Here is a 13,050-nt window from a genome sequence, read left to right as displayed (position 1 = left end):
GCAGCGGCAGGCTAGCGCGGCCTGGCCCGCGCGGAGATCGTCCTCAATCTCGATCGCACACAAGAATCGTTCCTGCCTCCCTCCCTTCGTTCCTTAGTCCATTCAACTCATGCTGATCTTGTCGCGCCGGTGCCTTGGCGGCGTGGCGTCGACTGGCCCGCGCGTGGGCAGCGGGTCGCGCGGCTCGGCGCTGTCGCGCGCCTGGCGCTCGTCGGGGTGGTTCGCGCTCTGGTCGGGCGCGAAGGTCAGATCGCCCCAGGCCCAGGCGAAGCTGCGCACATAGCTGTCATTGCTGAGGGCGGCGTGACTGTTGAGGTTGGCGCAGTCGGGCCGGTCGAAGTACGCGTAGTTGCCGGCGAACGCGGCAGTCGTCGCGGTCGAGAGCAGCGCCAGCGCGATGATGGCGGGGACTCTGGCGTTCATGGGTGGCTCACTCCCTTGCTGGAAAAAGGTGCCCGCCGGGGGACGGAGCACGTAAAGCTTTCAAATACTGCAAGCAATGCCGATGTCGGCTGTCATCTCATGTTGTCCCTGCGGCGTGCCCTCAGCCTGCCGGCAACCCGTTGCGGCGCCGGCTGGCGGACACCGCCAGCGTGCGGCTGGCCGCGGCGCAATACGAGGCGATCGGGCGCAGTGGCTGGCGGGGCGACGGAAGCAGGGGCGGCGACAGCAGGTCAATCACGGACGGTGCGGGGCCCGCCAACCGATGGGCGCGCCTGCGTGCCGTCATTCGCGCGGGCGGATGACGCATGGCGGAGGTTCCTCCTGCGTGTCAGTCGAATAGTTGTCTAAGGCGCGTGCTTCTCCCTGCCCGGTACAGAGCGACAAGTGTGCCAATGCGCGCCGAACGCTTGTTTTATAGGGGCTGCGCGACGTCGGCACCTGTGCCAGCCCCGGAACGGGACGCCAGGCGGCGTCGATCGGTTTCGCCGCTGTAACGCAAGCGGACGGAGGCGCGCGTGGTCGTGTGACATGTGGCAGGGCGGCTGGGGCGATCGGCGCGTCATCGCGCGTTGCCCTGGCCCTTGCCAACGCTGCCAAAGTGGGAGGCGGCAGCACATGTCGCCCCCGAATGACCGCGCGGCGGCACGCCGTTGCGCGTGCCGGTGGGGCGGCAGGGCCGATGGCGCGTCCTGATGCGCAGCCCGGACGCGCCCGCACGGAGGCGCGGCACGCGTGTGCACCCGGTTGCAGGGCTGAAACATGAGGGTGGCGGGGAGGATCGACGCAGAAACGGGTACGCTCGCCGGGCGTCGAGCCGGCGTGGCAGGGCAGGGGAGGATGGGCGCGAGGCGCCGGCGGCTAGCGCGGGGTGCCCGACGGGACCGATGCRCTCGGCGCCATCGGTGCCGGACGGTCGCCCGGGGTCACATTGGACGTGGCGCCGGAAATGGGCTTCGGCCCCGGCTGTCCACGCTGTTGTTCGCAGCCGGCCAGCGCCAGCAGGCCAAGGCAGAGCGCGGCAACGGGGCGCCTGATCGAGGTGCGGATCACGGAAGTCTCCTGTTCCTGGCCGGGCGCGGCGGGTCCGCGCGCCGGCGGGTGTGCCTGAACTTACTGTAGCAGGTTGCACCGGCGCCGCTCCGGATGCGCATTATCATGAACGCAGGTCGGACGCGCGCGGWCAGACAGCCCCGGCCGCGTCGTCCATGCTCTGAACGTGACGAGGTCATCACCCTCCACCATCCGAGATCCGGCATGCCTCCTGAACAAGCTTCCCGGCCGCCCGAGGGCGCGCCGCCCCGGCCCCAGCGTGGACGCATCCTGCCCGACCGCCACACGGCCGCGCGCACCTTCCGCGTGGTCTCGGCCGCCATCCAGTCCTGGTTCGAGCACCGCGCGGCCAGCAAGGGCGCGGCGCTCTCCTTCTATATGTTGTTCTCGCTCGCGCCGATCCTGGTGCTTGTGATCTCGATCGCCGGCCTGTTCTTCGGCGCCGAGGCTGCGCGCGGCGAGATCTTCTCCCAGCTCAACGGTCTGGTGGGCGAGCAGGGCGCCGCCGCCATCCAGGGGATTCTGGCCGCCACGCACCGCGCCGGGGGTAGCGGCGTGGCGGCGACCATCGCGTTCGGCATCCTGATCGTCGGCGCGACGAGTGCCTTCGCCGAACTCAAGAGCAGCCTGGACGACATCTGGCACGCCCCGCCCCCGGCTGGCGCGGGCTGGAAGAAGCTGCTCCGCGCGCGGATGTTGTCGTTCAGCATCGTGCTGGCGCTGGCCTTCATGCTGCTGGTCTCGCTGGTGGTCAACGCGGCCCTGGCCGTCATCGACCGCTTCTGGGGCGCGCTGTGGACGGCCTCCTGGTTCGCCCCGGTGGCGGATGCCATTTCCACGGTGTTCTCGTTCTCGGTGGTTACGGCCCTGTTCGCGGTGATCTTCAAGATGCTGCCGAACGCGCGCATCGCCTGGCGGGATGTGACGATGGGCGCGATCATCACCGCGCTGCTGTTCGCCGTAGGCAAGCGGCTGATCGGGATCTATCTGGGGAACAGCGCGGTGGCGTCGTCCTATGGCGCGGCCGGCTCGGTCGTGGCGCTGATGCTGTGGGTGTACTATTCGGCACAAATMTTCTTCTTCGGCGCCGAGCTGACGCGCCAGTACGCGTTGCAGTTCGGCAGCCTGCGCGGGCGGGATCCGGCGATGGAAAACCGCGCGGGGCCGGGTGCCGCGCACGGCGCCACCCCGCCGGGGGCCGCGAACCGGTAAAATACCGCCCCATTCCCTGTGCCCCGCCCGGGGCCCTCCACCCGATCCTGCCTGTCAGTCACCAGATTCCGTTGCCGTGAGCTCGCTCGTTTCCGAAATTGCGCGTCGTCGCACCTTTGCCATCATCTCCCACCCTGACGCGGGTAAGACCACGCTGACCGAAAAACTGCTGTGGTTCGGCGGCGCCATCCAGGTGGCCGGCGAAGTGCGTGCCCGCAAGGCCGACCGCCACGCCACGTCCGACTGGATGGAACTGGAAAAGCAGCGCGGGATCTCGGTGACCTCGTCGGTCATGCAGTTCCCTTACCGCCGCCGGCCGGACGTCCCCGAGAACATCGTCAACCTGCTGGATACCCCGGGCCACGAGGACTTCTCGGAAGACACCTACCGCACGCTGACCGCCGTCGACTCGGCGGTGATGGTGATCGACTCGGTGAACGGCGTGGAAGCGCAGACCATCAAGCTGCTCAACGTCTGCCGCCTGCGCGACACGCCCATCCTGACCTTCATCAACAAGCTCGACCGCGAAGGCCGTTCGCCGATCGAACTGCTCGATGAAATCGAGGACGTGCTCAAGATCCAGTGCGCGCCGATGACCTGGCCGATCGGCATGGGCAAGGCGTTCCGCGGCGTGTATCACATGATCGAGGACAAGGTGCAGCTGTTCGACCCCAAGGGCGAGAAGGGCACCGCCGCGATCCTGGACGGGCTGGACAACCCCGAACTCGACCGCATCCTGGGCAGCCAGGCGGACGAGTTGCGCGTGGAAATCGAACTKGTACGCGGTGCATCGCATACCTTCGACAGGGAAGCCTTTCTCTCCGGCAAGCAGACCCCGGTCTACTTCGGCTCGGCGATCAACAACTTCGGCGTGCAGTCGATGCTGGACGCGCTGTGCGAGCTGTCGCCCCCGCCGCTGGCCCGCCAGACCGAGAGCCGCGTGGTGGAGCCCGAGGAAGCCAAGTTCACCGGCTTCGTGTTCAAGATCCAGGCGAACATGGACCCGCGCCACCGCGACCGCATCGCCTTCGTGCGCGTCTGCTCGGGCAAGTTCGACCGGGGCATGAAGCTGCTGCACGTCTCGGCCGGCAAGACSGTGGCCATCAACAACGCCATCACCTTCATGGCGCAGGACCGCAACACCACCGAGGAAGCCTACGCGGGCGACATCATCGGCGTGCCGAACCACGGCACGATCCGCCTCGGCGATGTGTTCACCGAGGGCGAGGGACTCAAGTTCACGGGGATTCCGTCATTCGCGCCCGAGTTCTTCCGCCGCGCGCGGCTGAACAACCCGCTCAAGGTCAAGCAGTTGCAGAAGGGGTTGCAGCAGCTGGCCGAAGAGGGCGCGACGCAGATGTTCCGCCCGCTGGCGTCGAACGATCTGGTGCTCGGCGCGGTCGGTATCCTGCAGTTCGATGTGGTGGCGCACCGGCTGGAGCACGAGTACGGGGTCGATGCGATCTTCGAATCGCATGAATGCGCCACGGCGCGCTGGCTGCGTGGCGATGCTGCCGAGATCGAGAAGCTGATCGAGAAGGCCGGCCACAACGTGGCGCTGGACGGCGCCGGTGACCACGTCTACCTGGCACCCAGCATGGTCAACCTGCGCCTGACGCAGGAGCGCTTCCCGAACCTCCAGTTCCTGGAAACGCGCGAGATCGTCTGACCTGGGGAAGTGGGGATCGCGCCGCTGGCTCAATCCCTCTCCCCCGGCCCCTCTCCCGCATGCGGGAGAGGGGAGCAAACCGGCAGCGTTTGAGCTGCCAGCACAATCGCTCAATACGCCAGCGATGCCTGGATGTAGAACGTACGCGGCATGCCCACGTACTTGCCGAAGTTGTTGTCGGTCGAGCGCGTGAAGTAGCGGCGATCGAACACGTTCTTGATCCCCACTGCCAGCTTCAGGTTCTGCGCCGACTTGCCGAAGTCGTAGCCCAGGCGCATGTTCATCAGCGCGTAGCCCGGAATATCGCCCAGCCGGCCATCGGCCGTCTCCGCCGTCTGGTAGGCGGTGGCCGTGGCGGGGTCGCCCGGCGAACGCTGCTTCGACTGCGCGAAGCCATCCAGGTTGAACGCCCAGCGGTTGCGCGCATAGCGCATACCCAGCGTGGCCACGTGGCGCGAGTAGAACGGCAGGTCGCGGCCGGCGAAGTTGCCCTGGTTGTACGTGGCGTCGGTGAACGTGTACGTGGCGTACGCGCTCAGGCCGGCCAGCGTCTTCGACAGCGTGCCGAAGTCATAGCGGATCGACGATTCCACGCCCCGGTGCGTCGTGGCGCCGAGGTTGGTCCACGCGTCCGGCGCGCCGCCCGTGCCGCCGCGCAGTTGCAGTTCGTCGTCGAAGTCGATGTTGAACAGCGTCAGCTCGCCGCCCCAGCCGTTGGTGCTGTTGAAGTGCGTGCCGACCTCGTAGGTCTTGGCCTTCTCCGGCACGAGGCCGTTGGTGGTCGAGGCGATCTGGAAATACTGCAGCGGCCCGAACGACACGCCGGCGTTGGCGAACGCGGTCCAGTTGTCGCTGATGTGGTACAGCACGGCCAGCGACGGCAGCGGCTCGTTCGACGACACATCGGTGCGCACGTTGGTGAAGCGGTCGGTCAGGTCCGAGCGGATGAATTCGTAGCGCAGGCCGGGCGTGATGGTCCAGTTGCCGAAATTGATCGTGTCATCGATATAGACCGCATTGGCCGTGGTGCCGCCCGTGCGCCACTGGTAGACCGGCGCGGCGAGGTCCGGCGCGTTCACCGAGCCGGGCCGATAGAACGCCGTGCGAGTGGCTTGTTCATCACTTGCTTCGCGCAGGTAGCGGTAGCCCACGCTCACTTCGTTGCTGACGCTGCCGGTACGGAAGAGCTGCGAGTAGCGCGGCTCGAAGGCGAACACGTGGTAATTACGCGGCGCCGTGGTCAGGCGGCGTTGCGCGGCCTGTGCGCCCGTGCCCTGCTGCTCGATCGTGCTGCCGCGGAAGCTGTCGGTGTAGTACGTCAGCACCTCGAACTTGCGGTTGGCGTCGTTGTGCGAATACTTGAGCGAGATATCCGAGCGACGGCCCGAGAAATCGTCATACGGGCGATCCGACTGGAACGGATTGGCCGCGTACTGCGCCGAGGTCAGCCCGCCCGGCATGCCGGCGTGGGCTTCGTAATAGTGGAAGGCCGCCGAAATTTCGTCGTTCTTCGAGATCCGGTACGCGCCCTTGAGCATCAGGTCGTCGATATCGACGTAGTCGTTGCTCTCGCGGTAGCCATTGCCGTGCACGCCCGAGTACAGCAGCGCGCCGCCCAGGCCCTGCTCGTTGGTGCCGCCGATGAACGCGGTCGGATTGGCCTTGGCGTTGCCGCCATGGCTGTAGATATCGGTCTCGATCGAGGCATCGGCCGCGAACGTCTTGGGAATCGGGCGCGACACGAAGTTGATGATGCCGCCCACGTTCTGCGGGCCGTAGCGCACCGAGCCGGCGCCACGCACCACGTCGATCGCTTCCAGGTTGCCGAGCGACAGCGGTGCCATCGACAACTGCGGCTGGCCATACGGCGCCACAGCCAGCGGCACCCCGTCCATCAGGATCGTGGAGCGCGGCGAAAGCCGCGAGGTCAGGCCGCGCACGCCCACGTTCAGCGAGATGTCGCTGCCGCCCGTACCGTTGCTGTCCTGGACCTGCACGCCGGGAATGCGGCGSAGCACATCGCGCACATTGTTCGCGCCGGTCTCCTTGATCGCTTCGCGGTCGACGATGGTCCGCGCGCCCGGGTGCTCAAGCACCTTTTCCTCGTTCGGCGCCTCGAGCCAGTTGCCGACCACCGTCACGGCGTTCAGCGTGCTGCCGTTGGCAGGGGCGTTCGGGGTTTCGGCGGATTCGGGAGCGGTTTGTGCCGAGACCGACACAGAGAGGCAGAGCAGGGCGACGCCAGTGGCGGCGACGTTGAGGCGAAATGCGGGCAGCACGATGAGGTCCAGGGAATACTTGCCAAAAGTTGCCCGGATTATAAATACGAATGATTCCCATGACGGCGCAATTTGTCCCCGGTGTGGCGGGAATGCATCAACATTGATACATGGAGAATTCAGCGCCCTCGGGTCGGGTCGGCTAGAATTCTCAGCTTTGTACGATGACCGACGAGCCGCGCGCCCGTTTGCCATCACGTGTGTCATCCGGCGCACATCGCATCCCTTCCTGCCGCCCCCCATGTCCACCGCCACACCTGTGCCGGCCGCCGAGCCGGACACCGTTTTCCGCGACCCCGCCTTCCGACATTTCTGGTTCGCCAGACTCTGCACGACCATCGGCTACCAGATCTTCACGGTGGCGGTGGGCTGGCAGATGTACGACCTCACGCGCGATCCCTTCATGCTCGGCATGGTCGGGCTGGTGCAGTTCCTGCCGTCGATCGTTTTGCTGCTGATGTCCGGCCACGTGGCCGACCGCTTCGACCGCCGGCGGATCGTGCGTACCTGCCAGGCGCTGGAAGCGGTGATTGCCGTGTCGATGGCCGTGGCGAGCTTCTCGGGCGGGATCACGCGCGAGTACATCTTCCTGTTCGTGGCGGCCATCGGCGCCTGTCGCGCGTTCGAGACGCCCACGCTCCAGGCGCTGCTGCCCAGCGTGGTCACGCCGCGCCAGCTGCCGCGCGCGGTGGCGCTGGCCAGTTCCGCCAGCCAGACCGCCATCATCATCGGCCCGGCGCTGGGCGGCTTCGCCTACGTGGCGGGCCCGGGCGTGGTCTATTCCATCAGCGCCGTGCTGTTCGCCATCGCCGCCGTGCTGGTGGCCACGCTCAAGCTGCGCCAGGCCGCGCAGCGGCTGACCACGCCGGTCAGCATCAAGACGCTGTTTGCTGGATTTGCCTATATCCGCAGCCATCAGGTGCTGCTGGGCGCGGTGTCACTGGACCTGTTCGCGGTGCTGCTCGGCGGCGCCACGGCGCTGCTGCCGATCTATGCGCGGGACATCCTCCACACTGGCCCGTGGGGGCTGGGGCTGCTGCGCTCGTCGCCGGCCATCGGCGCGCTGGTCACGGCGCTCTGGCTGGCGCGGAACCCGCTGAACCGGCGCGTGGGCCGCGTGATGTTCGGCGCGGTGGCGCTGTTCGGCGTGGCGACGATGGTCTTCGGCATTTCCAGCTGGCTGCCGCTCTCGATGGGGGCGCTGGTGGTGCTGGGCGCGTCGGACATGATCAGCGTGGTGGTGCGCCAGACGCTGGTGCAGCTCGATACCCCGGACGACATGCGGGGTCGCGTGGGGGCGGTCAACTCGGTGTTTATCGGGGCGTCGAACCAGCTTGGCGAGTTCGAATCGGGCGTCACGGCGGCGCTGCTCGGGCCCGTGGGCGCGGTGCTGCTGGGCGGCGCCGGCACGGTGCTGGTGGTGTTCGCGTGGATGCGGCTGTTCCCGGCGCTGGCCGATCGAGACCGCCTGCACGATCATCCCCACGACCGCCCGGCCCCGGCGCGCTGACCGCTTCCGATCCGGGCAAAGCGTACCCGTTTCTGCGCACACCTTCCCGCCGGGCCCTGTTGCCCGCGCTCTCCATGCAGGGATTACAACGGCTCACGGCCGAAAGTTGTAATCCCTGCACTCCCTCTGCCTTTTCTCCCCCGACTGTGATGTAAGCGGCGCGCCGTGCGGGCCGCCGTGAGCCATTGCGTGGCAACGGCCCACGCAGAAACGGGTACGCTTTGGGATTGCCCGGCGGGCTGGCTGGCACGTCCTTCGCAAGTCGGCCCGGGTTGCACTGAGGAGCGAACGCATGGAATTGCCGTATATCGACGCCGACAAAGTCCAGGCCACCTGGGCCTATCTCACCCAGTTCGCGGTCAGTCAGGGGCTGAACTGCCTCGCCGCGCTGGCCATCCTGCTTGCCGGCTGGTGGCTCTCCGGCCGCGCCGCGCGGGCCGTCAGGCAGGGCCTCCATCACACCCATGTGGACGACACACTGCGGCCGATGCTGGCGAGCGTGGCCCAGTGGGTGGTGCGGGTGCTGACCGTGGTGCTTGTGCTGTCGCAGTTCGGCGTGCAGACCGCGAGCATCATCGCCATGCTCGGCGCCGCCGGCCTGGCCATCGGCCTGGCGCTGCAGGGCACGCTCCAGAACATCGCCGCCGGGATCATGCTGGTGCTGCTGCGCCCGTTCCGCGTCGGCCAGTACATCGACGCCCAGGGTGTGGCCGGCACCGTGCGCGAGACCGGGCTGTTCATGACCGAGCTGACGACTTTCGACGGGGTCTGCCTGCGCGTGCCCAACGGCAAGCTCTGGGGCAGTTCGATCATGAACTACAGCGAGAACGTCACGCGGCGCATGGATATCGAGATCGCCGTGACCTTCGACAGCCCCGTGCAGGCTGGGCTGGATGCCCTCAAGGCCATGCTGGCCAAGGAGCCGCGGCTGCTGGCCGAGCCCAGGCCCGAGGTCATGGTGACGAAGTACACCGACCGGGGCATCGCGCTGAACGCGCGCTACTGGACCTCGAATGACGATTTCTGGAACGTGCAGTTCGGCTTCTTCAGCAAGCTGAAGCCCACGCTGGAAGCCGCCGGCTGCCGGATCGCCGTGCCGGTGCAGGAAGTCCACGTGCCGGAGATGGATGAGGAGGCGCTGGCAGACGGGGCCGACGGCGACGGCAAGGCGGACCGCTACGACGCCCGCCGCACCCCGCCGCGCCGGCCGAACTAGCGCGGCTCCACCCCTTCGTCCGCGAACAGCGAGCACGCGCCGGTCTCGGCCGTGCTCACATGGGCGCGGAAGCCGCCGAACAGGTCGCGCCCCACGCCGTGCCGGTTGCGCGAGAGATCAGGCCGATCGGCCTCGCGCGCCGCCAGGTCGGCATCGGCCAGCTTTACGGTCAGCACGCCGGCTGGCGCGTCCACACGCACGATGTCGCCGGTGCGCACCTTGCCGAGGGCCCCGCCCAGCAGCGCCTCCGGGCAGACGTGGATGGCCGCCGGCACCTTGCCCGACGCCCCCGACATCCGCCCATCCGTCACCAGCGCCACGTGGAAGCCACGGTCCTGCAGCAGCGTCAGCGTAGGCGTGAGCTTGTGCAGTTCGGGCATGCCGCACGACGCCGGCCCCTGCCACGGCAGCACCGCCACGAAATCGCGCTCGAGTTCGCCGCGCTTGAAGGCGTCCAGCAGGTCATCCTGCCGTTCGAAGACGATGGCCGGCGCCTCCACCACCTGATGTTCGGGTTTCACGGCGGATGTCTTGATAACACATCGCCCGAGATTGCCGTCGAGCAGCTTGATCCCGCCATCGGGCGCGAACGGCTGGTCGGGCAGGCGCACGATGGTGTCGTCGAGCGAGGCCGTGGGACCGTCGATCCAGGTCAGCTTGCCGTCGCGCAGCACCGGCTCGCGCGTGTAGTCGGCCAGCCCCTTGCCGGCGATGGTGGTCACGTCGTCGTGCAGCAGCCCCAGCGTCAGCAGGCCGCGAATCACCACTGCCAGCCCGCCGGCCGCCTGGAACTGGTTCACATCGGCCTTGCCGTTCGGGTAGACGCGCGCCAGCAGCGGCACCACGGCGGAGAGTTCATCGAAGTCGTCCCAGGTCAGCTGGATGCCAGCCACGCGCGCCATGGCGATCAGGTGCAGCGTGTGATTGGTGGACCCGCCCGTGGCCACCAGCCCGACGATGCCGTTGACGAATGCGCGTTCGTCGAGCACATCGGCCACCGGGGTGTAGCGCTCGCCGCCATGCACCAGCGTCAGCGCGTGGGTGGCCGCATGGCGCGTCAGCGCCTCGCGCAGCGGCGTGCCGGGGTTGATGAAGGCGGTGCCCGGCAGGTGCAGGCCCATGATCTCCATCAGCATCTGGTTCGAGTTGGCGGTGCCGTAGAAGGTGCAGGTGCCCGGGCCGTGGTAGGACCGGGTCTCGGCTTCCAGCAGCTCCACGCGCCCGATCTTGCCTTCCGCGTAGAGCTGGCGGATGTGCGCCTTCTCCTCGTTGCCGATGCCGGTGGTCATCGGCCCGCCCGGCACGAACACGGCCGGCAGGTGGCCGAAGGACAGCGCGCCCATCACCAGGCCGGGCACGATCTTGTCGCAGACGCCCAGGTACAGCACGCCGTCGAACATCTGGTGGGACAGCGCCACGGCGGTGGCCATGGCGATCACGTCGCGCGAGAACAGCGACAGGTCCATGCCGTCCTGGCCCTGCGTCACGCCATCGCACATGGCCGGGGTGCCCCCGGCGAACTGCGCCGTGCCGCCGGCGGCCAGCGCGGCCTCCTTGATCCAGCGCGGGAACGCTTCCAGCGGCTGGTGGGCGGACAGCATGTCGTTATAGGCCGAGACGATGGCCAGGTTGGGGCGCTCCTGCGCCTTGAGGCGGATCTTGGCGTCGTCCGGCATGGCGGCCACGCCGTGGGCGAGGTTGGTGCAGGACAGGTTGGCGCGCTCGACCTTCTGCCCGGCCATGGCGCGGGTGCGGTCGAGGTAAGCCTGGCGCGTGGCGTGGCTGCGGGTCACGATGCGGGCCGTAACCCGCTCCAGGACAGGGTGGCGTGGCATGGAGTGTTCTCCTGTGAGGCGTGGGGCGCTTCGTGCGGCGCTCCATCAGCGTAGTCCAAATCGGCCGGATGCGCCCCGGGGCGGCTGGGGCGCGAAGTGAGCGGATACAGGTCGGATCGCTCACACGCCCGGATGTTCCGCGCCGGCCTGTGACAACGGTGTGAACCCCGGTGCGACCCCCGTGTGCCGTCCGCGACGCTACGCAGAAACGGGTACGCTCGGGGTCCGCCCGCCGGCCGAATCCGCCCCGCCCACTGCCCAATCCCGGGCGAGTGACGTAACATGGCCGGAACTTATCCGCCCCTCGCCGGCACTCAGTAGAGGCCGGGGCGCCCACTTCCCCCCGCAAGGAGCCCAGGGTGAGCATGCCCGATTTCGACATGGTGCTGTTCGGCGGCACCGGTGACCTGGCGCGGCGCAAGCTGCTGCCGGCCCTCTTCGACGCCCACCGCTGCGGCGTGCTGCATCCGTCCGCGCGCATCCTCGCCACGGGCAGCCACGCCCAGACCACCGAGCAGTACATCGCCACGCTGGAAGACACCGTGCGGCCCGCGCTGGAGCACGCGCCGCCCGACGCCTGGGCCTCGTTCCTGCAACGCATCTGCTACGTCCAGGCCGACGCGCGCGAGCCCGCCCACTTCGACGCCCTCGCCGAGAAGGTGCTGGCCCGCAAGCCCGAGGTGGTGGTCTGCTACCTGGCCACTGCCCCCCATATCTTCGTGCCGATCTGCGAGCAGCTGGGCCGCACCGGCCTGAACACGCCCAACGTGCGCGTGGTGCTGGAGAAGCCGCTGGGGCACGACCTGGACTCGTCCGAGGCCATCAATTCCTCCGTGGCGAAGTATTTCGCCGAAGACCAGATCTATCGGATCGACCATTACCTGGGCAAGGAATCGGTCCAGAACCTGATGGCGATCCGCTTCGGCAACGCGCTGTTCGAGCCGCTGTGGCGCCGCGAATGGGTGCAGGACGTGCAGATCACCATCGCCGAGGAACTGGGCGTGGAGTCGCGCGGCGACTTCTACGACCGCACCGGCGCACTGCGCGACATGGTGCAGAACCACCTGCTGCAACTGCTGTGCATGGTGGCGATGGAGCCGCCGGCGAGCCTGTCGGAAGACGCCATCCGCGACGAGAAGATCAAGATCCTCAAGGCGCTGCGGCCGATCCAGCCGCAGGACGTGGCCGAGAAGACCGTGCGCGGCCAGTACCGCGCCGGTGCGGTCGGCGGCAAGCCGGTGCCGGGCTATATCGACGAGCCGGGCATCGCCCCGGACAGCCGCACCGAGACCTTCGTCGCCATCAAGGCCGAGATTGCCAACTGGCGATGGGAGGGCGTGCCGTTCTACCTGCGCACCGGCAAGCGCATGCAGTCACGCGTGGCCGAGATCGTGATCCACTTCCGCGATGTGCCGCACGCCATCTTCCCCAAGCCGCTGACGCTGTCGCCGCAGAACCGGCTGGTGATCCAGCTCCAGCCCGAGGAAAGCATCAAGCTGTATTTCCTGGTCAAGCAGCCGGGCGATACCCTCGAACTGACCCCCACCTCGCTCGACCTGGACTTCGCCAACTCSTTCAAGGTGCGCCGCGCCGGSGCCTACGARCGSCTGCTGCTGGACGTGATCCGCGGCCGGCTGGGCCTGTTCGTGCGTCGTGACGAGCAGGTGCAGGCGTGGCGCTGGGTGGAGCCGATCATCGACACCTGGGCCGACAGCACCGTGCCGCCCAAGTCGTATACCGCCGGCACCTGGGGGCCTGCGGCGTCGTCGGCGCTGATGTCGCGCGACAAAGCGCTCTGGCACGAGGAAGTCTGACCCACCGCCTGTCTATATATA

8 protein-coding genes are annotated in these 13,050 nt (G+C 67.9%); 5 read left to right on the top strand and 3 right to left on the bottom strand.

Annotated elements, in window-relative coordinates:
- Window positions 1–102 precede the first annotated feature (102 nt).
- Entirely contained in the window at window positions 103–423 is a 321-nt protein-coding gene (locus tag AB4Z27_RS13590; RefSeq protein WP_092294187.1) for a hypothetical protein, read from the bottom strand.
- Window positions 424–1,698: 1,275 nt separating this feature from the next.
- Between AB4Z27_RS13590 and AB4Z27_RS13585 the strand changes: the two genes are divergently transcribed.
- Both AB4Z27_RS13585 and AB4Z27_RS13580 read left to right on the top strand, forming a co-directional pair.
- Window positions 1,699–2,706 carry a YihY/virulence factor BrkB family protein gene (locus AB4Z27_RS13585; RefSeq protein ID WP_092294183.1) on the top strand — a complete coding sequence of 336 codons (1,008 nt, stop codon included), beginning with the start codon at window positions 1,699–1,701 and terminating at the stop codon, window positions 2,704–2,706.
- A gap of 76 nt (window positions 2,707–2,782) precedes the next feature.
- Complete coding sequence (locus AB4Z27_RS13580) at window positions 2,783–4,375, top strand: peptide chain release factor 3 (protein ID WP_092294181.1); 1,593 nt, start codon at window positions 2,783–2,785, stop codon at window positions 4,373–4,375.
- Between the two features lie 110 nt (window positions 4,376–4,485).
- On the opposite strand, the gene AB4Z27_RS13575 is transcribed toward AB4Z27_RS13580, so the two are convergent.
- Window positions 4,486–6,654 carry a TonB-dependent receptor family protein gene (locus AB4Z27_RS13575; RefSeq protein WP_092294179.1) on the bottom strand — a complete coding sequence of 723 codons (2,169 nt, stop codon included), beginning with the start codon at window positions 6,652–6,654 and terminating at the stop codon, window positions 4,486–4,488.
- Window positions 6,655–6,895: 241 nt separating this feature from the next.
- Between AB4Z27_RS13575 and AB4Z27_RS13570 the strand changes: the two genes are divergently transcribed.
- A complete protein-coding gene (locus tag AB4Z27_RS13570) occupies window positions 6,896–8,164 on the top strand; it encodes an MFS transporter (RefSeq protein WP_092294177.1) in 1,269 nt (422 codons plus the stop codon).
- A 292-nt stretch (window positions 8,165–8,456) separates the two neighbouring features.
- Window positions 8,457–9,380, top strand: coding sequence for a mechanosensitive ion channel family protein (locus AB4Z27_RS13565; RefSeq protein ID WP_092294175.1), 924 nt, complete (start codon window positions 8,457–8,459; stop codon window positions 9,378–9,380).
- Here the strand turns inward: AB4Z27_RS13565 and edd are convergent.
- Window positions 9,377–11,215, bottom strand: coding sequence for a phosphogluconate dehydratase (gene edd / locus AB4Z27_RS13560; RefSeq protein WP_441591193.1), 1,839 nt, complete (start codon window positions 11,213–11,215; stop codon window positions 9,377–9,379). The genes AB4Z27_RS13565 and edd overlap by 4 nt on opposite strands.
- Before the next feature lie 365 nt (window positions 11,216–11,580).
- On the opposite strand from edd, the gene zwf reads away from it, so the two are divergent.
- Window positions 11,581–13,029 carry a glucose-6-phosphate dehydrogenase gene (zwf, locus tag AB4Z27_RS13555; RefSeq protein ID WP_092294171.1) on the top strand — a complete coding sequence of 483 codons (1,449 nt, stop codon included), beginning with the start codon at window positions 11,581–11,583 and terminating at the stop codon, window positions 13,027–13,029.
- Window positions 13,030–13,050: the final 21 nt, after the last annotated feature.

The sequence above is a fragment of the Cupriavidus sp. KB_39 genome, from assembly GCF_052114485.1.
GTDB lineage: Bacteria > Pseudomonadota > Gammaproteobacteria > Burkholderiales > Burkholderiaceae > Cupriavidus.
Note: the sequence above shows the minus strand (reverse complement) of the source record. Positions and strands in the feature narration are given on the sequence as shown.